Origin of the sequence: Ciceribacter sp. T2.26MG-112.2, from assembly GCF_900492205.1 — a bacterium.
Lineage (GTDB): Bacteria > Pseudomonadota > Alphaproteobacteria > Rhizobiales > Rhizobiaceae > Allorhizobium > Allorhizobium naphthalenivorans_A.
In genome coordinates this window covers 1-25,933 of sequence record NZ_UEYQ01000018.1, presented here as the reverse complement: position 1 = coordinate 25,933, position 25,933 = coordinate 1, and the positions used below count along the sequence as shown (strand labels likewise).

Below are 25,933 nucleotides of genomic sequence, written 5' to 3'. Positions count from 1 at the left end.
GCCTCAGCCCCTGTGTGTCCGCGCGCTTGAGCCATGGTCCCTCCATGGCAATGCGCGAGAGAGTAGTTCGCATGTCCTTCAAGAACATTTCCCTGAACAAGAAGCTGATCCTCACCTTTTTTGGCATCATGGCCAGCTGTTTTCTCGCGACGGCGGTGGTGTTCGTCGAGGCCTACCTCGCCAAGGCCGCTTCGGTGGAGCAGCAACGCTCCGAAAAGGTTCTTTCCCTGTCCGACCGCGCACTTGAATCCATGCTCGAACAGGCCGTGAACCAGCGTGGCTACCTGCTGTTCCGCAGCGAGAGCACCTATAAGGACGTCTTCGCTCACCGCGAAAAAATGCTCGGCTACATTGAGGAAGCGAAGAAGGCCGCCGCCGGCGACGCGGCAATCATTGCCTCGCTCGACGCGATGAAGGCCGCGGCCGACGTCTTCCACACCCAGCTGACCGAACCGCAACTTGCCGCACGCAAGGATACCGAGGCGACGATCGCTGAGGTCATCGAGATCGGCCGCAACGCCTCCAAGGGTCAGCTCGATGCCTTCCGCGAAGAGGCTGCGAAGATCAAGGATCAGATTGCTTCCATGTCGGCCACCAACGCGGCAGCGCTCGCCAGCGCTCACCGCAATCTTGAGCTTGCACTTTTGATCGGCGGCTCGATTGCCGGCGTCGTCGCTGTTGCCCTGATCTGGCTGCTGTCGCGCTCGATCGTGACCCCGATCGTCGGCATGACCGAGGCCATGGCACGGCTGGCCGGTGGCGCCCATGACGTCGACGTGCCTGCCCTCGACCGTGGTGACGAAGTCGGCCAGATGGCCAAGGCGGTCGTCGTGTTCAAGGATGCAGCGGTCGAAAAGCAGCGTCTGGCCGGCGAAACCGAAGCCATGCGCGCCAGCGCCGAGCAGGAACGTCGCCGCGCCGAGGCTGAAAAGGCCCGCGAGGCAGACGAGATCGCCTTCGCTGTCGACCAGTTGGCAACCGGCCTTGCGGCCCTTGCCGACGGCAATGTCGCCTATCGCATCACCACCACCTTCGCCGAGCGTCTCGACGCGCTGCGCATGAACTTCAATGCATCGCTCGAAAAGCTTCAGGGTGCGTTGCGTTCGGTTGGCGCCAATGCCGCCGCAATCAACGCCGGTGCGGCCGAGATCCGCGCCTCGGCCGACGATCTGTCGCGTCGCACCGAACAGCAGGCAGCCTCCGTCGAGGAAACGGCCGCAGCACTTGAGCAGGTCACGACGACCGTCAAGGATACCGCCCGCCGCGCCGAGGATGTCGGCCAGCTGGTCGCCAGCACCCGCGCCGGCGCCGAGCGTTCCGGTCAGGTGGTACGCAACGCCGTCACCGCGATGACGGAGATCGAGAAGTCGGCCGGCGAGATCAGCAACATCATCGGCGTGATCGACGAGATCGCCTTCCAGACCAACCTTCTGGCTCTCAACGCCGGTGTCGAGGCCGCCCGCGCGGGCGAAGCCGGCAAGGGCTTCGCGGTTGTTGCCCAGGAGGTTCGCGAACTGGCCCAGCGCTCGGCCAATGCGGCAAAGGAAATCAAGGCACTGATCTCCACCTCCTCGACCCAGGTCGGCAACGGCGTGGCGCTCGTCGGCGAAACCGGTACGCAACTGGAAAAGATCGTCGCCGCCGTCGAGGAAATCAGCCATCACGTCTCGGCGATCGTCACGGCCAGTCGCGAGCAGTCGACCGGCCTGCAGGAGATCAATACGGCGGTCAACACCATGGACCAGGGCACTCAGCAGAATGCCGCCATGGTCGAGGAACAGACCGCCGCGAGCCATTCTCTGGCGACCGAGGCCGCCGCTCTCAACGCATTGCTTGGTCAGTTCCAGCTCGGACAGGGAGAGATGTCCGCCCCGGTCCGCCAGACCCGGCCTGCGTCGGCACGCGCGTCGACGCCGGTTCCCGCAGACCACAATGCCAAGCCCGCCGTCTCGCCGGCCCGCGCACTTGCCGGACGCATCACCCAGGCATTTTCCGGCGGCAGCGCCGCTGCCAAGCAGGAATGGTCGGAGTTCTGATCACCGCAGGCTGATGTCTGATATGAAAAACACCCGGCTCTTTTCAGAGGGCCGGGTGTCGCTATTTTAAATAGCCTGCATCGGGGCGTTCAGAGCCAGCGGCGCGGCGAATAGCTGGAGGACTGCGACGAGGAGGTTGCGAGGAAGTATCCGATCAGGCCGCCGACCACGCCGGCGGTCAGGAGTGCGGTCGAAGTCGCGGTCGGATGCTCGCGGACGATCGAGCCCATCGTGGCGGCCTCGTCCTTCGCATAGCTCGCGGCATCCTGAACCTTGCGGCTGGCGCCGTTGACCAGGGTCGATGCGCGGCCGCGCGCCTCGCCGGCAACCTTTTCGCCCTCCTCGGAAAGCAGGTCCTTGAAATGCATGACCTGGGCCTGGAGGCTGCGCAGTTCGTTCATGATGTCGCTGTTGTTGCTGGCCATGGGTGATCCTTTCCTGTTGAGGGCATAGTTCCCAGGGGAAACGCCGTGCCGGTGGGAAGGTTCCGTGACGACGGCGGATGCGCGCGCCATTTCGCGCTGGCAGGCCACGCACCCGCTTGCCGCCCCGGCTATCACCCGAGCCACAAGCGTTTCGCCCAGAGCCAGGCTGACAGAACCTGCGGGTCGCCGCTTTTGGAGCGGCAGGTTCCTCGTCCTGCGATGTCAGTACCAGCGGCGGTGTGGATGCTGCGGGGCTTGCGCCGCGCCGATCAGGTAGCCGACGAGCCCGCCGATCAGGCCGGCGGTCAGAAGTGCCGTCGAGGTCGCGGCCGGATGCTCGCGCACGATGCCGGCGACGCTTTCCGCCTCGGATCTGGCATAGTCTACGACCTCCTCGGCTGTGTGTGACGCATCGCGAATGGCGGCCGATGTGCGCTTGCGAAGCCGGCCAGCCGCATCATCGCCCTGTTGCGCCAGGCTCTCCGTCAGGGCGGTCACCTGTGCTTGAAGCTCGCGGAGTTGTGTCTGCAGGGAATTATCGGCCATGGTTGGCTCCTTCTGGTCTGGTGAAATCCGAACCGTTCGACAGATCAGACTGTTTCACCCGACGGCCGTTCTAGCAAGCGGCTTCATGTCAAAAGAAAACCCGGCGCCTCTCGGCACCGGGTTCTTTGAATGCAAATTCGGTCGACGCTTACTTCGTGGCGGCTTCGTACATTTCCAGCACGTAGTCCCAGTTGATCAGGCTGTCGACGAAGGCTTCGAGATACTTCGGACGGGCATTGCGGTAGTCGATGTAGTAGGAGTGTTCCCACACATCGACGCCGAGGATCGGCGAGGCGCCGTGCACCAGCGGGTTTTCGCCGTTCGGTGTCTTGGAGATGGCGAGCTTGCCATCCTTGACCGAGAGCCAGGCCCAGCCAGAACCGAACTGGGTCGCGCCGGCCGAGGTGAAGTCGGCCTTGAACTTGTCATAGCCGCCGAGATCGCTGTCGATTGCCGCCTGCAGCTTGCCCGGCAGCTTGGTGCCGCCGCCGTCCTTCTTCATCCACTTCCAGAAATGGATGTGGTTGTAGTGCTGGGCGGCGTTGTTGAAGAGGCCCTGGTTGGTGCCGAACGACTTCTTCACGACTTCCTCGACCGACAGGTCGCCCATGCCGGCTTCAGCGGCGAGCTTGTTGCCGTTGTCGACATAGGCCTTGTGGTGCTTGTCGTGGTGATATTCGAGCGTCTCCGCCGACATGAAGGGTGCGAGCGAGTCGTAGGCATAGGGGAGTTCGGGCAATTCGAAAGCCATGGTAAAATCTCCTTTTGGCAACTGATTGCGGAAATCGGTGATCGGGAACATAGGAGGGGAACCCTGCCGAGGCAACCTGCCAAAGGTCAAAATCATTCCAGCGGGGAGAAGATTTATCTCCTCCGCTGAGCTAGAAATCCATGTGTTTTCTATGGTCGCCGAATTGGCGCCCTCCGATCGAAAAGGATGCTTCCATGCCGCGACTCGCTCCAGCCTTTGTCCTGTTCCTCGCCGCCGCCGTTCCGGCCTTTGCCTCCTCCGACGATGCCTGGCAGGAATTCGCCGAGGAGGTCGGGAAGAAGTGCCTCGAAGCGGCAGCGCCCGTGCTCGAACAGGCCAGGGCCGCGGTCGATCCGTTCGGCAGCGTGCGCTTCGGGCTTGCCGTGCTGTCGGGCAAGGCGAAGGGCGCAGACGCGACCGTCACCTATGTCTGCGTGATGGACAAGCAGACCCGCGCCGTCGAACTCGGCAGCGAACTGCCGGCCGAAACGCTGGGTGTCACGATCCCCTGAGGGAACTACAAAAAGCGGTCAGGATCGGGCAGCGCCTCGGTGCTGAAGCCGAATTCGGCGCGCGCCATCCTGCACTCTTCGTCGCCAGGCATGCAGGTGCGGCACACCAGCGGTCGGTCGGCATAGACCGCGCAGCCGACATGCTTGCCGACCTCGCCGGTCAGCGCCGCGCAACGGCCGCCCTCGAACTTCATGCCGGAAAGGTCGGCCGCGATGAACCTTTCGGGAATGCGGGCGATCTCCTCGTCGCTTTCCAGCGAGAAGCGCGGCCAGTCGGCGCTGTAGGCGCAACAGGCGCCGCAGGTCTGGCAGTCGAAGATGTCGGGCGGCGAGGTTTCCAGCATCCTGCGGTCAAAGCAGATCGGATGGCCAAAAGCCAGCCCGTTCTGCGCAAACTCAGCCGCGTGCCGGCTGATCCCGAAGGCCCATAGCGAAGATCGCCGCGAAGCCCAGCATCATGACCCCCGTCAGGATCGGGGCGGCATCGAGCGACCAGTCCATGATCAGTCCGGTGGAACTGGAGCCGGCCGCGCTGCCGATCGCGTAGACCAGTGCATAGGCAGCCGCCCCCGATACCAGCAGCCCGCCACGAAACTTGTCGCCGAGCAGGGTCAGCGCACAGGTGTAAAGCGAGAAGCTTGCCGCCCCGAGAAGCGAGACGGCGAGAAGCAGCGGCGCCTGATTGCTGAGAAAGGGAAGCGCGATGAAGCTCGCGCCGCAGAGCGCTGCGGACGAAACGGCCACCCGTTTCCGTGAGCTTCGGTCGAGCAGCCAGCCGACCAGCGGCTGGGCGATGGCCGTCGGCAGCGCCACCATGCTGACGACGAGGGCGGCGAAATTCTCCGAATAACCGCGCTCGACGAAATAGAGCGGGATGGTCGAGATGGCCGCAATGTCGGAATAGCCGAAGGCGAGCACCATCAGGAGAAGAAGCGGCGCGGTCCGGGCGAAGGCGATCAGGCCGCGGGCCGAGGCCGCCTCCGGCCGGGTGCGAGCGAACCGGCCGAGCATGACAGTGACGAAGGCGACGAAGGCGACATAGACGGCAATGAGCGCAAAGGCGAAGCCATCCTCGGTGCCGACCAGCGGAATGGCGAGCGGTCCCGCCGCAAAACCCGCGCACATGCCCGCGCCATAGGCGCCCGAGACGCGGCCGCGCAGCCGATCCGGGCAGGCGGTATTGAGCCAGGCTTCGCTCATGGTGAAGATGATGCTGGTCGAAAAGCCGAGCGTGAAGCGGGCGACGAACCACAGCCACAGTTCATCGAACGCGGCAAAGGCCGCAAGCGAGGCAGACGCGCCAACGAGCCCCGCGACGATCAGCCGGTCACCGCGCAGGAGCGCCGTCAGCCTGCCGATCATCAGCGTCGACGTCGCCAATCCCGCGGCAAAGACGGCGGCATTCAGTCCGGACAGGGTGGAGGAGACGCCACGCCCTTCCATCACCAGCGCGATCAGCGGATAAGTGAGCCCCTGGCCGACCGAAAAGGCCGTAACGCCGAGAATGACCACGGCGATCGCCGCCCAGTCGGGCGCGAAATCCTCGGCGATGGCATTCAACGACATGGCGGCCTCCCTCAAGGCGCAGAGGCCCTTGGGTTCGGGCTTTTGGTCCGGTCTATCCGGGGGAGGGGCGGAAGTCCAGCAGGGGGGCGTCGAGGGATGACGTCCCTCTTCTCCCCAACGGGGAGAAGGTGGCGCGTAGCGCCGGATGAGGGGGCGCCGAAGGCGCACTTGGCCCCCTCATCGCCTCGCATGCGCTCGGCACTTCTCCCCGCGGGGGAGAAGAGGAAGACCAGGAACGCGCCGTCGTTAGTCTGCGCTTCTCCGCGTGCAGACATAGGCCTTCTTGATGCAGGCCGTCGAAGGGGTAGAGCACATCGCCTGACCGTCGGACACGGCATATGCTGTATTGGTCGGTGAACTCGACGCAATCGGGTGCGCCCTGCAGGAAGTCCCGCATGCTTTGCATGGAGACGGGATCGCCGTTGGCCCATGAGGGCAGCGCCATGCAAAACAGGACAGTTGAGAAGAGTGGGGCCATCACCGCAGTCTTTACGTGTGCCGCGGCAGTCCTCTCCTCTTGAGGAAACATTCGGGTCTTACCCTGCCGCATTCACCCCGACGCCGGCCTGGCCGAGCGCCTTGAACACCGTCTGGGTAATACCGGCGGCGTCGAGGCCGGCCTTGGCATACATGACTTCCGGCTTGGCCTGGTCCATCCAGAAATCCGGCAGCACCAGCGAGCGGAATTTCAGGCCGTTGTCGAGCAGCCCTTCGCTCGCCAGCAACTGCACGACCTGGCTGCCGAAACCGCCGACGGCGCCTTCCTCGACGGTGACCAGCACCGCGTGGTGGCGGGCGAGCTGGCGGATGAGATCCGCATCGAGCGGCTTGGCGAAGCGGGCATCGACGACGGTGGTCGAAAGGCCGGCCGCATCGAGGTCTTCGGCCGCCAGAAGAGAGTCGGCGAGCCGCGTGCCGAAGGACAGAAGCGCCACCTTGGTGCCCTGCTTCATCACCCGGCCCTTGCCGATCTCGAGGATCTCGCCGCGTTCGGGCAGTTGCACGCCCACGCCTTCGCCGCGCGGATAGCGGAACGAGATCGGGCCGGCGTCATAGGCCGCCGCCGTGCGCACCATATGCTTCAGCTCCGCCTCGTCGGCCGCCGCCATGACGACGAAGCCGGGAAGCGAGGCGAGGAAGCCGGTGTCGAAGGAGCCGGCATGGGTCGGGCCGTCGGCGCCGACGAAGCCGGCGCGGTCGATCGGGAAGCGAACGGGCAGGCCCTGGATTGCCACGTCGTGGACCACCTGGTCATAGCCGCGCTGCAGGAAGGTCGAGTAGAGCGCGCAAAACGGCTTGAACCCTTCGGCCGCGAGACCTGCCGCGAAGGTGACGGCATGCTGCTCGGCAATGCCGACATCGAAGGTGCGCTTGGGGAAGATTTCGGCCAGCTTGTCGAGCCCGGTGCCCGACGGCATGGCGGCGGTGATGCCGACGATCTTCTCGTCCAGCGTTGCTTCCTGCACCAGCGCCTCGCCGAACACGGCGGTATAGGAGGGCGCATTCGGCTTGGCCTTAGCCTGGGCGCCGGTGATCACGTCGAACTTGTTGACGCCGTGATACTTGTCGGCGGCAGCCTCGGCCGGAGCGTAGCCCTTGCCCTTCTGCGTCACCACATGGATCAGCACGGGCCCCTGTCCGTTGTCGCGCACATTGCGCAGGACAGGCAGCAGGTGCTCGAACGAGTGCCCGTCGATCGGGCCGATATGGTAGAAGCCCATTTCCTCGAACATGGTGCCGCCGGTCACATAACCGCGCGCATGTTCGACCGCCCTGGTGATCGCCCGGTCGACGGTCTTGCCGAGATAGGCCGTCAGCTTCTTGCCGAGGTCGCGGAAGCCCATATAGGTGCGGCCCGAGGCAAGCCGGGCCAGATAGGCGCTCATCGCCCCGGTCGGCGGCGCGATCGACATGTCGTTGTCGTTGAGAATGACGATAAGGCGCGCATCAAGCGCGCCGGCATTGTTCAATGCCTCATAGGCCATGCCGGCCGACATGGCGCCGTCGCCGATCACCGCGATCACCTTACGGTCGGTGCCGGAAAGATCCGCCGCGACCGCCATGCCGAGCCCGGCCGAGATCGAGGTCGAGGAATGCGCCGCGCCGAAGGGGTCGTAGAGGCTCTCGGCGCGCTTGGTGAAGCCGGAAAGGCCGCCTTCCTGGCGCAGCGTGCGGATGCGGTCGCGCCGGCCGGTGAGGATCTTGTGCGGATAGCACTGATGCCCGACGTCGAAGATCAGCCGGTCGTTCGGCGTGTCGAAAACCTTGTGGATGGCGATGGTCAGTTCGACGACGCCGAGACCCGCGCCCAGATGTCCGCCGGTCTTCGATACCGCGTCGATCATCTCGTCGCGCACTTCGCGGGCAAGCTGCGGCAGATCGCGGTCTTCGAGCTCGCGCAGGTCTGCGGGATAGCGGACCTTGTCCAGCAAGGGCGTCGGGGGCAGGGATGTCACGGGGCTCGAGCCTCTTGTCGTTGTCGTCTTTTCGGCGTGTCGCTCGCCTTATAGAGGATTTACCGCTCGGGCAAAAGCTCGCGTCAAGGACAGATGGCCTCCCCCTATATAGAGTTCAACTGCCTTGCGGCAAAGGCACAAACTCGTCCTCGTCGCCGGGCACGATGTCGAAGCGGCCGGTTCTCCACTCTTCCTTGGCCTGTTCGATCCGCTCCTTCGAGGACGAAACGAAATTCCACCAGATGTGCCGCCTGGAGGCCATGGCAGCCCCACCGAACAGCATGACATGCGCGCCAGCTGCGCCGCCGGTCAATGTCAGCGCGTCGCCGGGGCGGAAGACCAGCAACTGGTCGGGGGCAAATCGGTCGCCGGCGATCTCCACCTCTCCGGACAGAAGATAGGCCGCCCGCTCTTCGTGATCCGCCTCGAAGTGGAAGCGGCCGCCCGGCTCAAGCGCGAGGTCGACATACAGCGTGTCGGAGAAGACCTTGACCGGGGAACTGAGCCCGGCCGTCGAACCGATCACGACCCTGCCTGACGCACCGTCCGTCTCGAACATCGGCATGGCGCTCTTGGAGGTATGGGCAAAGGCCGGATCGATCTCTTCCCGGTCATCGGGCAGCGCCAGCCAGGTCTGCAGCCCGGAGACCGAATGGGGCTTGCCGCGCAGCTTTTCCGGCGTGCGCTCGGAATGCACGATGCCACGCCCTGCCGTCATCAGGTTGATGTCACCGGGCTCGATCACCAGTTCCGTACCCAGGCTGTCGCGATGCTTGATCTCGCCGTCGAACAGGTAGGTGACGGTGGAAAGCCCGATATGCGGATGCGGCTTGACGTCCAGCGCCTCGCCGGCCCGCAGCAGCGCCGGTCCCATGCGGTCGAAGAAGATGAACGGCCCGACCAGTCGGCGCCGCGCGGTGGGCAGCGCCCGCCTGACCGCAAAGCCGCCGATGTCGCTGGAGCGCGGAATGATCAACTGCTCGATCGCGTCGCTGGCGAAGGCATCGCCGGGCAGGGGGTCGGTGCCGGGAAAAAACGACATGGGTGATATCTCCGCTCGGGGAATGACGTCGGAATTCTAGCACATTGTTGCCCTGGCCCCAGCCGCCGGTTCCGCAACAGTGTGTTCTCATCCGCTACCGTTGCGGAAACGCTTCGTGCTCGGCGCAGGGCGCAATCACGACGTCCCCGCCGGCCTCTGCTCCCAATTCCACGCACCCGCCGTCATGGCACAGGGTCCAGCCGCCGCCGGTAGCACCGGAGGCCGCAAGGCGCAGTTCGCCAACCGGCGGGTTCTGCGGCGACCATTCCCACCAGCCGCCTTTCAGCACGGCACCGTCGCCCGGTTCCATGCCGGCGCCGGAGCCTTTGACGCGAGCCGCCGTCAGTTGGAGGCCGGCCGGGGTGACTTCCCAGTCCTCCTGCCATTCCGTCTTCTGCACCGAATGGGCCCAGCTAAGCGAAAACAGCGAAACCGCGAAGCTCATCGCCTTGGCGCCGGCGAGGATGCAGACGCTCATGGAGTAGCGGCCGCCTGGCTCCCCTTGCGGGCGCGCCACCAATGGAAGGCCAGAAGCAGGCCGCCGAGCGCGAAGCCGAATTCGTCGGTCCAGGGCAGGGCGAGCACGACGCTGAAGCCGGCGACGAAGGCGAGCAAGCGTTCAAGCGGCGAGAGCCGCGCGAAGAGGTATCCGACCACCGCTATGCCCCAGAGCGCGATGCCGAAGCAGGCCTTGAAGAAGACATAGGCGACCTCGACCGGATACCCCCAGGCGGCGGCCATAGGACCGGCATCCTGCAGCATCAGCGCCGGCGTATAGACCGCCATGAAGGGAACGACGAATCCGGCGGTCGCAAGCTTGGTCGCCTGCAGCGATATCTTCAAGCCGGAGGTCTTGGCCATGGGGGCAGCGGCAAAGCAGGCGAGCGCCACCGGGGGCGTCAGGTCCGCCATGATGCCGAAATAGAAGACGAACATGTGGCTGACGAGCAGTGGCACGCCGAGCTCCAGCAGCGCCGGCCCGGCGAGCGACGAGGTGATGATGTAGTTCGGGATGGTCGGGATGCCCATGCCGAGGATCAGGCAGGTGACCATGGTGAGGATGAGCGACAGGAACAGGTTGTCCCGGCCGATCTCGATCACGGCGCCGATGAAGGTTGAGGCGATGCCGGTCAGTGTCAGCGTGCCGATGACGATGCCGACGATAGCACAGGCAATGCCGACGGGCAGGGCGTTCTTCGCCCCTTCGGCGAGCGAATCCCGGCAGATGGCGAGCGTCTCCCGGCCACCCTTGAAGAAGGCGCAGGCGACGATCAGCGTTCCGATCACCAGGAGCAGGATGTTGACGCCGAACTTGAGGAAGGCGGCCGCGGCCAGGCCCAGCGCCAGCCAGAATACCATGCGGAAGGCAAAGGGGCCGATCATGGCGGCAAGCGGCGTGCCGAGGATCAGGACAACGACCAGCGCCAGCCCCATCGTGCCGGCGAAGATCGGCGTGAAGCCGGCAAACAGCAGGTAGACGAGGGCCGCCAGCGGCAGCACCAGCGGCCAGTGTTCCTTCACCGCCGACCAGGGATTGGGCAGTTCGGCCTTGGACATACCCTTGAGGCCCGCCTTGCCGGCTTCGAGATAGACCATCCAGAAACAGACGCCGAAATAGAGGATGGCCGGGATCAGCGCCGCCTTGACGATGTCGGCATAGGGAACATTCAGTGTCTCGGCCATGATGAAGGCGACGGCGCCCATGACCGGCGGCATGATCTGCCCACCCATGGAGGAGGTCGCCTCGACCCCGCCGGCAAAGGCAGAGCGGAAGCCGAACTTCTTCATCAGCGGAATGGTGAACTGGCCACTCGCCACCACATTGGCGACGCCCGAACCGGAGATCGTGCCCATCAGCGCGGAGGAGAGGATGCAGACCTGCGCCGGCCCGCCCTTCCAGGTGCCGACCAGCCCAAGGGCGAAATCGTTGAACAGCGTCAGCATGCCGGCGCGTTCGAGGAAGGCGGCGAAGACGACGAAGATGAAGATATAGGCGGCCGAGACATAGATCGGCGTGCCGTAGATGCCCTCCGTGCCGAAGGCGAAATGCTCGATGATCAGTTCGAAGTCATAGCCGCGATGGGCAAGCGGCGAGGGCAGGTATTGGCCGAAGAAGCAGTAGGCGAGGAACAGCCCGGCGATGATGGTTAGCGGCAAGCCCATGAGGCGGCGTGCGGCCTCGAAGACGAGGATGACCATGACCGTGCCGACCGTCAGGTCGAGCGCGTTGAGGAATCCGGAACGCGTGATCAGGTCTTCGTAGAACACCCAGTTGTAGAGACCAGTGAGGAACCCGAGAATGCCGAGCGTCCAGAACCAGATGCGCCCAGCCGTGCTCCTGGCGACGAGGTTGCCGAACAGGGAAAAGCCCAGCAACAGCAGGAAGCCCACATGCATGGCCCGCACCACCTGGCTCGGCAGCGTGCCGTAAGCGGCGGTCCACAGCTGGAACAACGCGAAGGCAAAGGCGATCCAGAAGGCCGCCTTGCCGGGCAGACCGGCGCCGAATCCGGCGGGCAGCCCCTCGATCGCTTCCTCGGCCGAATGCGGTGCGTGGTGGCCTGGCATGGTCGTATCGGTCATCATTCCTCCGAAAGAAATTGCCCCGCTCTTACGTGCGTTCAGGCCGCGGTCCAGCCATAGGACGGAAGACCACTCCCAAACCCTCCCCACAAGGGGGAGGGCTTAACCCGGTCGCACGGTTGCGGACGAAGCCGACACGTATCCCCGGATCTTCTCCCCCCCTTGTGGGGGAGATGGCCGGCAGGCCAGAGGGGGTGTCGTCCGTCGGCAATCCGCCTTACTTCAGGACACCGATTTCCTTGTAATACCGCTCGGCACCCGGATGCAGCGGGATCGGCATGCCGTCGAGCGCCTTCTTGACGTCGATCGCCTTGGCGGCCGCATGGGCGGCGGTCAGTGCCGGCAGGTTGTCGAACAGAAGCTTGGTCATCTGGTAGGCGGTCTCGTCGGAGACGCCCTCATGAGTGATGAGGAAATTGCCGACGGCGGCCGTCGGCACGTCTTCGGTCTGGCCTTCATAGGTGCCGGCCGGGATGACGGCCGCCATGTAGGGTGCACCGATCTTTTCGACATCCGCGGCCGGGACTGCGACGACGTTGATCTTCACCGAGGTGGCGAGGTCGCGGATCGAGGCGACGCCCATGCCGGCCGACTGCAGCGTGGCGTCGAGCTGGCGGTTCTTGATGAGCTCGACCGACTCGGCAAAGGGCAGGTACTCGGTCTTGCCAAGCGCGTCATAGCCCATCCCGGCGGCCTTGAGGATGGCGCGCGCATTGAGCTCGGTGCCGGACTTCGGCGCGCCGACCGACAGGCTCTTGCCCTTGAGATCGGCCAGCGTCTTCACGCCGGAGTCCTGCGATGCGACAATCTGGATATAGTTCGGATAGATCGCGGCAATGCCGCGCAGCTTGTCGAGCTTGCCGGGGAAGCCGGCCTCCTTGTTGCCGTCCCATGCCATCTGCACGCTGTCGCCGAGCGAGAAACCGATCTCGCCGCGTCCGGCCTGCAGCAGATTGAGGTTCTCGACCGAAGCCTTGGTGGCCTGCACTTGGGTGCGGGCGCCGGCAATGTTGTCGCCGTAGATCTTCGACAAGGCGACGCCGAGCGGGTAGTACACCCCGGACGTGCCGCCGGTCAGCACGTTGATGAATTCGGATGCCTTGGCCGAGACAGCGCCAAGTGCGGTCGACAGCGCGAGAGCGCCGGCAAGTACGGTTGCGAGTTTCGTGGTCTTCATGAAGGTCCTCCCAAACCTGTGTGTTGATGGGGGGCATCATGGGGGAGGCGATGCCCGCGCGTCAATCGCGAGCAGGCTTTTTTGCCGGGATAACGATAAGCATGCTTTTCGATCACCTGCCGGTTTCAAGCCTTTGCCCGTGGCGCAACGCGCCTATTGCGGGTCGAGCGGCTCTGTGCCGGCTGGCTTTCCGGCGCGGTCAAGGCGGATCTTCTCGATCCGGCTTTCGGCGGCGTTGAGCAGCGTTTCGCAATGTTTCTTCAGCAACTCGCCGCGCTCGTAGATGGAAATCGACTCGTCGAGCGCCACGTCGCCGCGCTCCAGCCGCGCCACGATGCTTTCGAGTTCGGCGACCGCCTTCTCGAAGGAATAGCTGGAAATCTCGGCGGAAACGGCGTTCTCGGTCATACTCAACCCTTCATCAGTCTAAGGATATGCAGGCCGGCCGATTCGGCCAGACCTTCCAGATCATAGCCGCCTTCGAGAATGCTGACGACCCGGTTATGGGCAAAACGATCGGCCACTTCCATCAGCCGCCCCGTCGCCCAGTCGAAATCCTCGCCGACGAGATTGATCTGCGCCAGCGGATCGCGATGGTGGGCGTCGAAACCGGCCGAGATCAGGATCAGGTCGGGCGAAAAATCCTGGAGTGCCGGCAGGATGCGGCTCTTGAACGCCTCTCGGAAATGATCAGAGCCGACATTGGGCGAGAGCGGCGCATTGACCACATTGTTCTTCGATCCCGTCTCGTCCCTGGCGCCTGTGCCGGGATAGAGCGGCATCTGATGGGTCGAACAGAACAGCACGGACGGATCGTCCCAGAAGATGTCCTGCGTGCCATTGCCGTGGTGCACATCCCAGTCGACGATCGCCACCCGCTCGGCGCCGTACTTCTTCTGCGCATGGCGCGCCGCGATCGCCACCGTGTTGAACAGGCAGAAGCCCATCGCCTTGGATTTTTCCGCATGGTGGCCCGGCGGGCGCCCCGCGACGAAGGCATTGGAAATCTCACCGGTCATCACCGCATCGACGGCCGCCATCGCCCCGCCGATCGCCGTCAGCGCCGCCTGCAGGCTCTTCGGCGAGGTATAGGTGTCGGCTTCGATCTGGTTGATCTCGCCCTCTTCCTCGGGGATCTGTCGCATGACGGCAAAGAGATGCTCTTCCGGATGGGCGAGCACGACGGCATCCTCGTTGGCGATCTTCGCCTCGACGCGTTCGAGGGGCGAGAAATTGGGGTGTTCCAGCGCGATGTTGAGCGAGCGCAGCCGGTCGGCCCGTTCCGGATGGCCGGCGGGCGTCTCATGCTCGAGAAAGACGGTGTTCTCGTAGAGGCGGGTGGTCATCGCGCATTCTCCTTGGAAGGTCGAGGCCAACATAGTGCGCGCGGTCGTGATGTTCCACCGCGCAGACCAAGCGGGACGTTGCCCTGTGGACAGAGCGAGCCGTTGGCTTGACCCTACCGGCCTGTCCCGAACGCGGCCATTTTTGACCGCGCCTTGTGATTGCCGGCAAAATGCCCTTGAATGTCAGGGGCAATCGCGAAAGGGGAGAGGTTTCATGGACGATCTGGAACGCGTCGAGGTGACGGATATCCGCGTGCCCTATCGCGACATCGACATGACCGGAAGGCTGCACAATGCCGCCTATCTCGCCTATGCCGAAACCGCGCTCTCCCATTTCTGGCGCTATCGTCCGCCGCTGGAAGACGAGCCGCATTTCCAGGCGACCAAGATCGAGATCCGTTTCCACGAGCCGCTGAGGCTGGACGACAGGGCCCGCATGACCGTCACCATCGACAAGATCGGCGGCAAGTCGATCGGGTTCAACGTGCTGATCGAGAAGGACAAGACGCTTTGCGCCGAAATCGAGGTGATCTGGGCGGCTTGCGCGTCGGAGACCGGTGAACCGGTGCGGCTGCCGGAGGATATCCGCGACTGGCTCTACGGCTATCTGAAGTAAGTTCGGGCGCGGCCAATCGACGACGCCTCAGGCCTGCACCGGGTTGCGGCCGCGGACAGCGAGGCTGCCGCGGCTGCTGTTTTTTCAGAGGCTGATGCGCCGGCCTTCCTTGTCGGCCGACTTGCGGTCGGCGCCGTGCCTGTCGATGATGACCTTTGCATCCTCGACGGAGATGCGGTGCTTCTTGGCGAACTGAATGGGCTCGTAGGGCAGGTTCTTTGCCGAAGTATTCGTCTTGGTGTCGGACATGAATGTCTCCTGTTGTGGGGGCTCGGCGGGATACCGAAGCCACGGGATCGGATGGAAGGGTGAGAGGGAAAAGCGCCAGGCCTGGTGCGGCCTGCGCCCGGGTAATGCGCCGGCATCCTTTGGCGATGGCGGCCTAGTATTTCTTCCGGCGAACCACCTTGTTGCCGCGCGGTCCTGTCTGTACCGGGGTCCGGCTGCGGCTCTCCTCTATCAGCGTGCGCCAGCGTCCCAGCCGGTCGGCGTCGAGTTGACCCGAAGCGACCGCAGCCTGCACGGCGCAGCCCGGTTCGTGGACATGGGTGCAATCGCGAAACCGGCATTGCTCCGAAAGGTCGGAAATATCACCGAACAGCGTGTCGATGCCGTCGGTCACGTCGCTCACATAGAGCGTCCTGATGCCCGGCGTATCGATCACCCACCCGCCGCCGGCTATCGCATGGAGCGAGCGGGCCGTCGTCGTGTGGCGACCTTGCGCATCATGCTCGCGGATCGTGCCGGTCTTCTGCGCCGTCTCGCTCGCCGAGCCGGCCAGGGTGTTGACCAGCGTCGATTTTCCCACCCCGGAAGAACCGACCAGTGCCACCGTCTGCCCAGCCCCAAGCCATGGTTTCAGCGTTTCGATGGCATCGGCCGACCGGGCGTTGAGGACGACCACCGGCAGGTCGCGCTGCAGGGCGATGGCCTGGCGGCGATAGTCGTCGGCATCGGCGGCGGTGTCCGCCTTGGTCAGCACGATCACCGGCCTGGTCCCTGCCTGGTGGGCCATGATCAGGTAGCGCTCCAGCCGTGCCGCGTTGAAGTCGGCATTGCAGGACGTCGTGATGAACAGCGTATCGACATTGGCGGCCGCCAGTTGCAGGCCGTTCCGGATCTCGCTGTGTCGTTGCAGCAGGGTCTTTCGATCGAGGCGGCGTACCAGCATGTCGGTCAGCGGATCGGCCAGAACCCAGTCGCCCACGGCAAAGTCGGCAGTATTGGCATTGGCCGCAAGCTCGAGCCCGACCGGCCCGCTTGCGTCGATCGCCTCGAGGCGGGCCCGGTGAACCGAGGCGACGCGCCGGGGTGCGAGATGGGCCTCGCCCGGCTCCACTTGAGCGGCAAAGAATTCGGACCAGCCGAGCCGTTCGAGCGATGAAGACGTATCGGACCTGCTCAAGGCTTGATCCGCGGACTGAGAGTGTGGGGCATCGGTCAGCTTCCCGTCGAATGGAGACAATACGGTATCGCAGGGCCGTCTTGCCGCGACCTCGCAGGCCTGTGTTCGTTCATGCCGCGTCAAGCTCGGAATCCCCACCAACCTTAGGCACGGTCGAAGGTAAACGAGGTCAACAGGCTGGTCACGAAGTTGCTGGCTTTCTCCTTCACCAGAAGCTCCGTCCATTCGTTTGTACCCCGAAGCATCAGGCCGGTATAGATGCTGTCGACGGCGGCCTCTTCAATGCGCTTGATATGCGCCTGGAACTCGGCCTCGCTGCCGGTCCTGTAGATGTCACGCACCACGATCCGCAGGATTTCCTGGATGGCGATCTGCCAGGCGGTCGTGGTCGCCTGGAGCTCCTTCTCCGCTGCTGTCATTGCTTGCTCCGGTTATTCTGCGACGCGACCATGCCGCCGGCAATCAGAAGGGCCGGACAGGGATCAGACGGTCTGCAAGGCATAAAAAAAGGCCAGGCACTATATGCCTGACCTCGCTTGGTAACTTGGCTTTCGACAGTGCCAGTACATCCGTGGTCAAAGGAAAGCCGTTACCGATTATACGGCCTGCAGGTTGCAGGCGGACATCTTGCCCGACTTGTTGTCGCGCTCCATGTCGTAGCCGATCTTCTGGCCTTCGACGATTTCGCGCATTCCGGCGCGTTCGACGGCCGAGATGTGGACGAAGGCGTCCTGGCCGCCATCGTCAGGCTGAATGAAGCCGAAGCCCTTGGTGGAATTGAACCATTTAACTGTGCCAGTGGTCATGATGAACCCTTTCTTAGCATATTGATTGACCACAGCGCTGAAGCGCTGCGGATGAAGATAACGATTTTTGAAAGGAAGGTTCGTTCAGGGCGCGGTGCCAGACGCGCGGTAACCAAAGCTCAGCAAGCAAATCTCGATAAGCTTCATATAGCGGGCCATACCCGGCTTGTCAACTTTTAGTTTATCGAATTTGACTTCTTCGTATTTTGGTTGTGCAGGTCGGTGGATGCAATCCAGCGCGACGAATTGAGCGGGGGGAACCTGCCGGAACGATGGCGTGCTGTTTCCTTCGCAAGAAGGCCGATCGCTTTCCTCAGAAACTCCCCGGCGGGTTCTCTTTGCAGTCGTAAAGCACGCCCTCGGGCTTGGCGCCGCCCATGGTGCAGAAGATGCCGCCCCAGTGATAGCCGGTGCCGGAGGCGGTCCTGACCTTGAACCACTGGAAGTCGTCGGTCCAGATGCCGGTCGCCTCGAGCAGTTCGATCGCTTGGCCGAGCCTGATGCTGGCCTTCTTCTTCGAGTCCATGCTCGGGCCCGAGCGCAGGATGCCGCCATAGGAAAGCGCCGCGAGATCCTCGATCGGGGTGGCGGCCTGCACGTCGGCGGGGGCCGCACCCTCCGCGGCGGCGGAATCGTTTTCCGCCTCGAACATGCTCTGCACGTCGCCGTGGCAGCGTTCCGGGATCTTGCCCCACTGGGCGTCGTCGGCGAAACACTGCATCACCGGCGTCTTGCCGCAGAGCTCTTCGACCGCCTGCATGCAGGCCTCGTCATAGCCCTGTGCAAGGGACGGTGTGGACAGACCGCCGGCGAGGAGCAGGGGGAAGAGGGCGAGGAGAAAAGTCCGTGTCTGACGCATGAGGGCCCCGGGGACGCTGGATGCGGCGGGCATCGTGCCGGCCGCAATGGAGGTCCATGCTAGCGGAGCGGGTCTCAGAAGCACGGGCCATTTTGGGGTTCTGGTCGCCGTTCGGCAAGGACCCCGCCGCGTTAGGCGGCGAGGCCGGTATTCCATGGAGTGTGCTGCAGGCCTTTGGCCCGAAGCCTCAAGCCCCGGCTCCGGTCACGCGCCAGATGACGTCGCCGACATCGTCCGCGACCAGCAGGGAACCGTCCGGGCCGATGGTGACGCCCACCGGGCGGCCGTAGGAATATTTCTCGTCCGGCGCCAGGAAGTCGGTGAGGATGTCGCGCGGCGGACCCGAAGGGCGGCCGTCCTCGAACGGCACGAAGATCACCTTGTAGCCGGCGAGGTTGGAGCGGTTCCACGAGCCGTGCTGGCCGATCACCATGCCGTCGGGGAAGCCCGGCAGCGTGCCGGCCGGCAGCCAGCAGAGGCCGAGCGAAGCCGTGTGGCCGCCGAGCGCATAGTCGGGGCGGATGGCGGTCGCGACCTTGGCCGGGTCCTGCGGCACGCGGTCGTCGACCGTCTTGCCCCAGTAGCAGAAGGGCCAGCCGTAGAAGCCGCCGTCCTTCACCGAGGTGAGATAGTCGGGCGGCGTCTCGTCGCCGAGCCCGTCGCGCTCGTTGACGACGGTGAACAGGTCGCCGGTCGTGGGCTCAAAGGCAAGACCGACGGGATTGCGCAGGCCGCCGGCGAAGATTCGCTGCGTGCCGGTCTCGAGGTCCACCTCGTAGATGCAGGCACGCCCCTCCTCGGCCTCGAAGCCGTGCTCGGCAATGTTGCTGAGCGAGCCGACGCCGACATAGAGCTTCTTGCCGTCGCGGCTCGGCAGGATGCTGCGGGTCCAGTGGCCGGCCGGCTTGTAGTCGGCGATCTTGCGGCCTTCAGCCTGGATCTTCGTCGCGCCTTCGGTATAGGGAAAGGCCATGATGCCGTCGGTATTGCCAACATAGAAGGTGCCGTCGAGCATGGCCATGCCGAAGGGATGGTTGAGGCCTTCCATGAAGGTGTGGCGCATCTCGGCCACGCCGTCGCCATCGGCATCGCGCAAGAGCGTGATGCGATTGGGGCTGTTGCCGACGGCCGCTGCCCGCTTCATCGTCGAATACATGGCATAGTCGAACGGCGTCCTGATCCGCCCGCCGTCGACGCCGAGCGCCTCGGCCGTCAGCACGTCGCCGTTCGGCAGCACATAGATCCAGCGCGGGTGTTTCAGGCCCTTGGCGAAGGCATTGACCTTGAGGCCGGCGGCGGCGGTCGGCGCATGACCGTCCTCCCAGCCCTTGGCGGTCGGCATCTTGAGCGTCGGGATGCGCTGCGGCTTTGCTTCGGGAATGATCGGCGCGCCGCCGAGGGCCGGCTTTTCCGGGCTCTTGCCCCAGCGCCGCATCAGGATCATCGCCGCGCCGATCATGGCGACAAGGCGAGCGAAAAGGGCTGTCATCTCAGTCTCCTTCAGTATTTTGCCGGCACCATAGCCGAAGGCCGAAGCGCTTGGAACTGACGAACGGCAAAATCAGCGCAGATCCTCGATCAACTCCGGATGCCGGTCGAGCAGCCGCAGAAGCTGGCTGGTCGGACCGCTGGGTCTGTCATCGGAAGCGGATCGATGATTTTTGGCTTTACCGCCCCCGATAGACGAACGGGCCCGGTTCCGCCTCGCCGTCCGCGTCGGCTGCGGCCACAAGCGCCGCGTGCAGCGGCGAGCGGATGCAGACCGGGTCGGTGGCGGTGGCGTCGCCGGCGAGCGCCATGGCCTGGCAGCGGCAGCCGCCGAAGTCGATGTGCTTGCGCTCGCAACTGCGGCAGGGCTCGGCCATCCAGTCGTCGCCGCGATAGGCGTTGAAGGCCGCCCCCTCGAGCCAGATCTCGGCAAGCGGCGTCTCGCGCACAGTGTCGAAGGTGAGGCCCGGTATGGTCTCGGCCGCATGACAGGGCAGGACGCGCCCCGCCGGATTGACGTTGAGGCCGGTGCGGCCCCAGCCGCCCATGCAGGCCTTGGGATAGCGTGAATGATGGTCGGCCGGCACATAGTCGATCACCAGCGTGCCCGCGAGCCGCTTTCGCGCTTCGTTGACGAAGGCGGTGGTCGCTTCCACCTGTGCGCGGGTCGGCATGAGCGAGGCCCGGTTGCGTTCGGCCCAGCCGTGGAACTGCACGGTGGCGATCTCGATCCGCCGCGCGCCGAGCTCGATGGCAAGCCCCACCATGTCCTCGATCTCGTCCATGTTCTGCTTGTGGCAGACGGCATTGACGGTAAGAGGAATACCTGCCGCATGGGTCCAGCCGGCGACCGCGATCTTGCGGTCATAACTGCCCGCATAGCCGCCGACCAGATCGGCCTTTTCCGGCGTGACACCCTGGATCGACAGTTGCAGATGATCGAGGCCTGCCTCCGAAAGCTCCTGAATGCGTGCTTCGGTCAGGCCGACACCCGACGTGATGAGATTGGTGTAGAGCCCGAAGCCGGACGCGGCCCGGGTCAGCGCCACCAGATCGCGCCGTGAGGCGGGTTCGCCGCCTGAGAGATGCACATGTAGCACGCCGAGTTCGACCGCTTGGCGGAAGACGTCGATCCATTCCTCGGTCGAAAGCTCTTCCGAGGCGCGGGAAAGCTCCAGCGGATTGGAGCAATAGGGGCAGGCGAGCGGACAGCGATGGGTGAGTTCCGCCAGCATGGCGATCGGCGGCGGCGGGCGCTGGGCGGTAAAGCGCGCAGGCGAGGGGTGTTCGTTCATCGGACGATCTCCAAGAGGCGCCGGTCGGAAAACTCGCGGATGAAGGCGATTACGTCGGCGAGCACCTGATCCTTGGGCGCCTCGAACTGACGGGCGAAATCCGCAGCGATCGTGTCGAGGTCGCGGTCCCCGTCCAGCGCCTTGACGATGGCGACCGCGATCTCGTCGAGCGCAAGTGCCCGTTCGGGCGCGAGAAGGACCGTCTGGCCGCGCACCGGGTCCTCGCGCAACCGCACGCCGCGCGCCAGCCGCGCCACGGTTGCGCCGGTGACCACGACGCCGGTGCCGTCGGCGGCCATGTTTTCTCCACTGATTGGGGCCGTCCCTTCGCCGCTCATTCCGCCGCCCCGCGCAAGGGGTTTTCGTCGAGCGCGCCGGTCACGCCCTCGCGCCCGTCCCAGCCGCCGGGCGGAATGCGCGCCGGCGCCACATAGGCCGAATGCAGCGTATCGAGCTGCGACCACAGAACATCCGTCTTGAAGGTGAGCGCGGCCGCGGCCGCATCCTGCTTTTCCAGCGTGTCGGCATGGTCGAGCACGAAGGCCAGGCCGAACTTGACGTCCTCAGGCGCCTCGTTCAGCCGCTGGCGGAAATAGGAAAGCGCGCCTTCGTCGGCAAAGGCATAGTGCTTGAGAAGTCCGGCAATGCGGTTCTCGTGGATCGCCGGGGCGAAGAGTTCGGTGAGCGACGAGGCGACCGCTTCGAGCAGCGGCTTTTCCCGGACGAAATGCACATAGGCATCGACGGCAAAGCGTGTGCCCGGCAAAACGCCGCGGGTCGAGGCGACGAAATCGGGATCGAGCCCGACGGCTTCGGAAAGCTTCAGCCAGCGGCGGATGCCGCCGCCTTCGCTCACCCCACCGTCATGGTCCTCGATGCGGCTGCGCCAGATGCGCCGCAATTGCGGATCCTCGCAGCGCGACAGGAAGGCCGCGTCCTTCATCGGGATGCGGCTCTGGTAGTAATAGCGGTTGATGACCCAGGCCCGTACCTGGATCATCGAACAGCCGCCGCCATGCAGCATCTGGTGGAATGGATGCTTGTCATGATAGCGCGACGCCCCGATCGCCTGAAGGCGCGCCTCGAAGGCGGCTCTGTCCTGGGCTTGTCTGTCAGGATTGGGCAACAAGGATGACCTCCATTCCGTCATGGCCGATTTCGAAACCCTGCGCCTCGACCTGATCGCGCTCCGGCCCGGCGCGCCAGATCGGGTTCGTATTGTTGATGTGGACGAAGACCTTGCGGCCGATCGACAGGGGCGACAGCGCCGCAAGGCTGCCGCCCCCGCCGCTGATCGGCATGTGCCCCATGCGCCGTCCGGTCTTGCTGCCGACGCCGGCGACGATCATCTCGTCGTCCTCGAACACGGTTCCGTCGAAGAAGACGAGGTCGGCATTCTCGAGCCTCCGCGAAAGCGTTGCCGGCATCGAGCCGCAGCCGGGAATGTAATAGGCGCGCTTGCCGCCGATCAGGAATTCGACGCCGACCGTGTCGTCGGTCTCCTGGCCGAGCTTCAGGTCGGCCCCTTCGAGATAGAGCGGCACCTTGCCGGGCACGGCGAACAGCCGGATCTCAAGGCCGTCAAGCGGCGAAAACGGCGCGTCGAGGCCGACCGTCCGCTGCTGCACGAGCGCGGGATCGAGCACCTGGAAGACCGGGTTCTGCCCGAGCGTCTCCATCAGCGCCGCCGTGGCAAAAAGCACGAAGGGCTGCTTTTCCCGCAGCGTCAGGAGCCCGGTGATATGGTCGATGTCGCCATTGGTGACGACCACGCTTCTGATCGGGCTGTCGCGCAGCGCGCGCGGATGAAGGCAGGCATTGCCTTCGATCTGTGCGCGCATGTCGGGCGAGGCGTTGAACACCACCCACTGCTCGCCGTCCGGGCTGACCGCCAGCGACGATTGCGTCTGGGGTTTGAGGCCCGACACCGGATCACGCGCCGCGCGACAGTTCGGGCAGCCGCAGTTCCACTGGGGCAGACCTCCGCCGGCCGCGGCACCGAGCACGAGGAAACGAACTTGCGTCATCGCCTCGTGCCCGCGACGATCAATCAGAACAGCACGGGCTCGCCGCCGTCCGCCGGGGCGTAACGGTTGATTTCCATGCCGCAGCTGACCTCGACGAATTTAGGGGCATTCCATTTCATGGTAGTTCCTCCCAAGGTTGAAGAGCGCGCTTGTCGTCCCTTGCAAAAGCAAAACGCCGATTTCCGACACGTCGGAAGGCTGCCGGCTGGACACTCCTCCAAGCATTGCGATCTTATGGGTCAAACTTTGCAGGCTGCAATACAGCGAAACGTATCGGTTTTGAGCACGCGTTGCCCGCTTTCGGTGGACGGGGTCGACGGGTCGGAGCCCGCTCGCGCCGGTCGCCAATTTTGCTATGATCCGACCTAGGGCGCGGCGTCGGCTTTGCCGCCGCGGGTGATGGGCATGGCGGGGGAGCGGCCAGACGGCCGGGATCGCAGGGCTTCAAGAGTGCTGAAGACGGTCCTGGTCGCGCTTGCGGCTCTGGTTGCCGGATATCTCGCGGCCCTCGGCATTGGGCTGGTTGCCTTCGACGTTTTCGAGGTTTCGCAGCGCGAGGGGGCTGCCGCCATGGGGTTGGCCTTTGTCATCGGGCCTGCCGTGGCAATCATAGGCGCCCTGGTGGCGGGACTCTGGTACTGGATTTTTTCCGGAAGGAGGAACCCGCAGGCGCGGGCGCCGCGCGGATCGGCGGCTCGCCTGGCATGGGCCTTTGCCGCTGCCCTTGGCGGTTGGCTTGCCGGCCTCTTGCTGCAATGGATGCTGAAAGGCCAGTCCTATGAGACCTTCATCGTCGCGCTCGCCGTTTCGCTGGCACCGTGGTTCGGCGCGCTGGGCTTCGCCGCCGCAACATGGTTGCTGCTGCGGCGGCGAGAGAGTTGACCGTCGGTCGTTTCCGGAACGCGACCGTTCAGGCGCGCTGCGGCAGCAGCGGATAACCCACCATCACGGCGCGGCCGGCAAGGCCGGCGATCGCCGCCTTCAACAGGTCGCCCGGGATGAAGGCCATCGAGCCGAGAAAGGCCTTTTGAAGGCCAAGGCCGGCGCCGAAGGCGAGGTAGCCGATGCCGAAGACATAGAGCACGACGACGCCACCGAGGGTGGCCGCGGCGAAGAAGCCGAGCGTCTGCTTGACGGCGGACAGACCCGGGCGGGCGAAGCGTTCGGCGATCAGGCCTGTGGCAAAGGCCGCTGGCACCCAGCCGATCAGGAAGCCGACGGTCGGGCCGGCGAAGACGGCAAGGCCGCCACGGCCGCCGGACAGCACCGGCAGGCCGATCGCCACCAGCAGGATGACGAGAACGGCGGCCAGCGCCCCGCGCTTGGCGCCGAGAACGACGCCAGCCAGCATCACGCCGAGCGACTGCGCGGTGATCGGCACCGGAATGAAGCCGAGCGTGATCGGCGGAACGAGGCCGAGTGCGACGATGATCGCGGCAAACAGCGAGATGAGTACGAGGTCACGGGTCTGCATGATGTCTCCCTTGGGCCTGTCGGGCAAAACCATGAAGCGGTCTGATGACGACAGATGTGAAACGAAAATTCCCCCAGCGGGAAAAGTCACTGCCCGCGAATGCCCCGCGCGTCAATGGCCTCGGCGATGCTATCCGCATCCTTGAGGGTGGCGATGACCAGCGGCCCGAGCATGGTTGCGATCTTCGGCCGGATGCCGCGCGCCCGGTGCGCCTCGCGGATTGCCTCGTAGCGCGAGAGGATTTCCGGCACGAAACGCACCACCAGCCCGACCGAGAGCCCGATGTCGGCGGCCTTCACCAGGCCCAGCCGCTCGAGCGGCGCGGCGGCCTTGGTGATGGTCTCGATGAAGGCGGAAACCGTGGTCGTCGCGGTCACCGCGGCGCCCAGCAGCATCAGCGTCGAAAGGCGGAGAACTGTGACCATCGCCTCCTCGGCGCTGGTCAGCAGCAGATGGAAGAGCCCGACGATGGCGATGGTGAGGAAGACGGGCTTCAACGGCGACAGCGCCGCGCGTAGCGGCTGGCCGAGCGAGAAATAGAGCAGGGCTGCGGCCACGAGCACCGGAACCAGCAGGTGCGGATCGCGGGTCAGGAAGATCAACACCGCAATCAGCGCCAGCCCGGCCATCTTCACCGAGGGTTTCATCCGGTGCATCAGGCTGTTGCCGGGAACATGCAGGCTTTTCATGAAAGCGCGATCTCCCGATAGCGGGCGATGGCCTCGCCGGCCTCGCCGTCGAAGGTGATCCGCCCCTGGTGGAAGACCAGCACGCGTTCGAAGCCGGCGACGAGGTCGAGATCGTGGCTGATGACGATCGCCTGCTGCGTGAGCCCCTCGATCGCCGCCTTCACCATGGCGCGGTTCTTGAGGTCCAGCTGGTTGGTCGGCTCGTCGAAGATGACGAGATCCGGATCCGTCACGACCACCGCGGAAAGCGCCGCCAGTTGCAACTCGCCGCCGGAGAGTTCGTGCGGCCGCCGGCCGGCGAGATGAGTGATGCCGAAACGCTCCAGCACCCCATCGACCGCCGTCTCGAGCGCCGCGCCCTTCAGTCCCCGGCTCTTCGGGCCAAAGGCGATGTCGTCGCGGATGATCGGCAGGATGATCTGGTTGGCCGGGTTCTGGAAGATGAAACCGGCCTTCGCCAGCACCGCCTTGTCGTCCTTTACCGTGTCGAGCCCGTCGAGCGAAACCGTGCCGGCCGACGGCTTGACCAGGCCATTGATCAGCCGCGCAAACGTCGTCTTGCCCGATCCGTTGAGCCCGATCACGCCGATGCGGCGTTCACTAAGCGCGACGCTCAGCGGATGAAGCGCCACCGCGGTGCCATAGCGCACCTCTGCCCGGTCGAATGTGATCTGCAAGCGTAAAAGTCCCCGCGGATGTCTGAGGTGTCTCTATAGACCGGGGGAGGGGCGAGGGGAATATGCCCCAGGGCTACGGAGCAAGCGCATAGGAAGGCATGGGGCGGCAGGTGGAGCCCCTCCCCCTTGTGGGGAGGGGTTGGGGAGGGGTCTTGGC

At 64.8% G+C, this 25,933-nt stretch carries 30 protein-coding genes; 4 read left to right on the top strand and 26 right to left on the bottom strand.

Annotated features, from left to right (window positions below; all coding sequences use genetic code 11):
* Positions 1–71: 71 nt before the first annotated feature.
* The gene (locus tag DYZ14_RS18845; protein ID WP_154722115.1) at positions 72–2,036 is read left to right on the top strand and encodes a methyl-accepting chemotaxis protein; all 1,965 of its coding nucleotides are present in this window, start codon (positions 72–74) and stop codon (positions 2,034–2,036) included.
* A gap of 89 nt (positions 2,037–2,125) precedes the next feature.
* On the opposite strand, the gene DYZ14_RS18840 is transcribed toward DYZ14_RS18845, so the two are convergent.
* The 3 genes from DYZ14_RS18840 to DYZ14_RS18830 form a co-directional block, all read right to left on the bottom strand.
* On the bottom strand, positions 2,126–2,461 hold the full coding sequence (locus DYZ14_RS18840; protein WP_115672206.1) for a hypothetical protein: 336 nt from the start codon (positions 2,459–2,461) through the stop codon (positions 2,126–2,128).
* 222 nt (positions 2,462–2,683) lie between these two features.
* Positions 2,684–3,007: a hypothetical protein gene (locus DYZ14_RS18835; RefSeq protein WP_154722114.1), complete on the bottom strand. Its 324-nt coding sequence runs from the start codon at positions 3,005–3,007 to the stop codon at positions 2,684–2,686.
* Positions 3,008–3,155: 148 nt separating this feature from the next.
* A complete protein-coding gene (locus DYZ14_RS18830; RefSeq protein WP_115672204.1) occupies positions 3,156–3,758 on the bottom strand; it encodes a superoxide dismutase in 603 nt (200 codons plus the stop codon).
* A 194-nt stretch (positions 3,759–3,952) separates the two neighbouring features.
* Here DYZ14_RS18830 and DYZ14_RS18825 point away from each other — a divergent pair, with 194 nt between their 5' ends.
* Entirely contained in the window at positions 3,953–4,270 is a 318-nt protein-coding gene (locus DYZ14_RS18825; RefSeq protein WP_154722113.1) for a hypothetical protein, read from the top strand.
* Positions 4,271–4,275: 5 nt separating this feature from the next.
* Here the strand turns inward: DYZ14_RS18825 and DYZ14_RS18820 are convergent, their stop codons facing one another.
* The 9 genes from DYZ14_RS18820 to DYZ14_RS18780 all read right to left on the bottom strand — a co-directional run bounded on the left by DYZ14_RS18820 (position 4,276) and on the right by DYZ14_RS18780 (position 14,440).
* Positions 4,276–4,614, bottom strand: a complete 339-nt coding sequence (locus DYZ14_RS18820) for a YkgJ family cysteine cluster protein (RefSeq protein WP_154722112.1) — start codon at positions 4,612–4,614, stop codon at positions 4,276–4,278.
* A gap of 52 nt (positions 4,615–4,666) precedes the next feature.
* The gene (locus tag DYZ14_RS18815) at positions 4,667–5,836 is read right to left on the bottom strand and encodes an MFS transporter (protein WP_154722111.1); all 1,170 of its coding nucleotides are present in this window, start codon (positions 5,834–5,836) and stop codon (positions 4,667–4,669) included.
* 536 nt (positions 5,837–6,372) lie between these two features.
* Positions 6,373–8,292 carry a 1-deoxy-D-xylulose-5-phosphate synthase gene (dxs, locus tag DYZ14_RS18810; protein WP_154722110.1) on the bottom strand — a complete coding sequence of 640 codons (1,920 nt, stop codon included), beginning with the start codon at positions 8,290–8,292 and terminating at the stop codon, positions 6,373–6,375.
* A 115-nt stretch (positions 8,293–8,407) separates the two neighbouring features.
* Complete coding sequence (locus tag DYZ14_RS18805; RefSeq protein ID WP_154722109.1) at positions 8,408–9,334, bottom strand: pirin family protein; 927 nt, start codon at positions 9,332–9,334, stop codon at positions 8,408–8,410.
* Positions 9,335–9,428: 94 nt separating this feature from the next.
* The gene (locus DYZ14_RS18800) at positions 9,429–9,812 is read right to left on the bottom strand and encodes a DUF1850 domain-containing protein (protein ID WP_154722108.1); all 384 of its coding nucleotides are present in this window, start codon (positions 9,810–9,812) and stop codon (positions 9,429–9,431) included.
* Positions 9,809–11,917 (bottom strand): TRAP transporter permease, encoded by a 2,109-nt coding sequence (locus DYZ14_RS18795; RefSeq protein ID WP_195950026.1) that lies wholly within the window; start codon positions 11,915–11,917, stop codon positions 9,809–9,811. Before DYZ14_RS18795 ends, DYZ14_RS18800 begins: the two co-directional genes overlap by 4 nt.
* Before the next feature lie 217 nt (positions 11,918–12,134).
* Positions 12,135–13,094: a TAXI family TRAP transporter solute-binding subunit gene (locus DYZ14_RS18790; RefSeq protein ID WP_154722106.1), complete on the bottom strand. Its 960-nt coding sequence runs from the start codon at positions 13,092–13,094 to the stop codon at positions 12,135–12,137.
* Positions 13,095–13,247: 153 nt separating this feature from the next.
* Positions 13,248–13,502 (bottom strand): exodeoxyribonuclease VII small subunit, encoded by a 255-nt coding sequence (locus tag DYZ14_RS18785; RefSeq protein ID WP_028736872.1) that lies wholly within the window; start codon positions 13,500–13,502, stop codon positions 13,248–13,250.
* A gap of 2 nt (positions 13,503–13,504) precedes the next feature.
* The gene (locus DYZ14_RS18780; RefSeq protein ID WP_154722105.1) at positions 13,505–14,440 is read right to left on the bottom strand and encodes a histone deacetylase family protein; all 936 of its coding nucleotides are present in this window, start codon (positions 14,438–14,440) and stop codon (positions 13,505–13,507) included.
* Between the two features lie 214 nt (positions 14,441–14,654).
* Between DYZ14_RS18780 and DYZ14_RS18775 the strand changes: the two genes are divergently transcribed.
* On the top strand, positions 14,655–15,056 hold the full coding sequence (locus tag DYZ14_RS18775; protein WP_154722104.1) for an acyl-CoA thioesterase: 402 nt from the start codon (positions 14,655–14,657) through the stop codon (positions 15,054–15,056).
* 84 nt (positions 15,057–15,140) lie between these two features.
* On the opposite strand, the gene DYZ14_RS24160 is transcribed toward DYZ14_RS18775, so the two are convergent.
* The 11 genes from DYZ14_RS24160 to pqqA form a co-directional block, all read right to left on the bottom strand.
* Positions 15,141–15,305, bottom strand: a complete 165-nt coding sequence (locus DYZ14_RS24160) for a hypothetical protein (protein WP_195950024.1) — start codon at positions 15,303–15,305, stop codon at positions 15,141–15,143.
* A 133-nt stretch (positions 15,306–15,438) separates the two neighbouring features.
* Entirely contained in the window at positions 15,439–16,461 is a 1,023-nt protein-coding gene (gene rsgA / locus DYZ14_RS18770) for a ribosome small subunit-dependent GTPase A (RefSeq protein ID WP_232365589.1), read from the bottom strand.
* A 143-nt stretch (positions 16,462–16,604) separates the two neighbouring features.
* A complete protein-coding gene (locus DYZ14_RS18765) occupies positions 16,605–16,880 on the bottom strand; it encodes a hypothetical protein (RefSeq protein ID WP_115672187.1) in 276 nt (91 codons plus the stop codon).
* Positions 16,881–17,057: 177 nt separating this feature from the next.
* Entirely contained in the window at positions 17,058–17,267 is a 210-nt protein-coding gene (locus DYZ14_RS18760; protein ID WP_115672186.1) for a cold-shock protein, read from the bottom strand.
* Between the two features lie 313 nt (positions 17,268–17,580).
* Positions 17,581–18,126: an SH3 domain-containing protein gene (locus DYZ14_RS18755; RefSeq protein WP_195950022.1), complete on the bottom strand. Its 546-nt coding sequence runs from the start codon at positions 18,124–18,126 to the stop codon at positions 17,581–17,583.
* Positions 18,127–18,313: 187 nt separating this feature from the next.
* Positions 18,314–19,615 (bottom strand): PQQ-dependent sugar dehydrogenase, encoded by a 1,302-nt coding sequence (locus DYZ14_RS18750; RefSeq protein ID WP_154722101.1) that lies wholly within the window; start codon positions 19,613–19,615, stop codon positions 18,314–18,316.
* 178 nt (positions 19,616–19,793) lie between these two features.
* Positions 19,794–20,909, bottom strand: coding sequence for a pyrroloquinoline quinone biosynthesis protein PqqE (gene pqqE, locus DYZ14_RS18745; RefSeq protein ID WP_154722100.1), 1,116 nt, complete (start codon positions 20,907–20,909; stop codon positions 19,794–19,796).
* Positions 20,906–21,208: a pyrroloquinoline quinone biosynthesis peptide chaperone PqqD gene (gene pqqD, locus DYZ14_RS18740; RefSeq protein ID WP_154722099.1), complete on the bottom strand. Its 303-nt coding sequence runs from the start codon at positions 21,206–21,208 to the stop codon at positions 20,906–20,908. Before pqqD ends, pqqE begins: the two co-directional genes overlap by 4 nt.
* A gap of 35 nt (positions 21,209–21,243) precedes the next feature.
* Complete coding sequence (pqqC, locus tag DYZ14_RS18735; protein ID WP_154722098.1) at positions 21,244–22,059, bottom strand: pyrroloquinoline-quinone synthase PqqC; 816 nt, start codon at positions 22,057–22,059, stop codon at positions 21,244–21,246.
* The gene (pqqB, locus tag DYZ14_RS18730) at positions 22,022–22,936 is read right to left on the bottom strand and encodes a pyrroloquinoline quinone biosynthesis protein PqqB (RefSeq protein ID WP_154722097.1); all 915 of its coding nucleotides are present in this window, start codon (positions 22,934–22,936) and stop codon (positions 22,022–22,024) included. The genes pqqC and pqqB overlap by 38 nt, the downstream gene beginning before the upstream one ends.
* Before the next feature lie 23 nt (positions 22,937–22,959).
* Positions 22,960–23,055: a pyrroloquinoline quinone precursor peptide PqqA gene (gene pqqA, locus DYZ14_RS18725; RefSeq protein WP_115672177.1), complete on the bottom strand. Its 96-nt coding sequence runs from the start codon at positions 23,053–23,055 to the stop codon at positions 22,960–22,962.
* 331 nt (positions 23,056–23,386) lie between these two features.
* Here pqqA and DYZ14_RS18720 point away from each other — a divergent pair, with 331 nt between their 5' ends.
* Positions 23,387–23,818, top strand: coding sequence for a hypothetical protein (locus tag DYZ14_RS18720; protein ID WP_154722096.1), 432 nt, complete (start codon positions 23,387–23,389; stop codon positions 23,816–23,818).
* A gap of 28 nt (positions 23,819–23,846) precedes the next feature.
* On the opposite strand, the gene DYZ14_RS18715 is transcribed toward DYZ14_RS18720, so the two are convergent.
* From DYZ14_RS18715 to DYZ14_RS18705, 3 genes are all read right to left on the bottom strand, one after another.
* A complete protein-coding gene (locus DYZ14_RS18715; protein WP_154722095.1) occupies positions 23,847–24,410 on the bottom strand; it encodes a biotin transporter BioY in 564 nt (187 codons plus the stop codon).
* 86 nt (positions 24,411–24,496) lie between these two features.
* Positions 24,497–25,099 carry an energy-coupling factor transporter transmembrane component T family protein gene (locus DYZ14_RS18710; protein ID WP_154722094.1) on the bottom strand — a complete coding sequence of 201 codons (603 nt, stop codon included), beginning with the start codon at positions 25,097–25,099 and terminating at the stop codon, positions 24,497–24,499.
* On the bottom strand, positions 25,096–25,776 hold the full coding sequence (locus DYZ14_RS18705; RefSeq protein ID WP_154722093.1) for an energy-coupling factor ABC transporter ATP-binding protein: 681 nt from the start codon (positions 25,774–25,776) through the stop codon (positions 25,096–25,098). Before DYZ14_RS18705 ends, DYZ14_RS18710 begins: the two co-directional genes overlap by 4 nt.
* Positions 25,777–25,933: the final 157 nt, after the last annotated feature.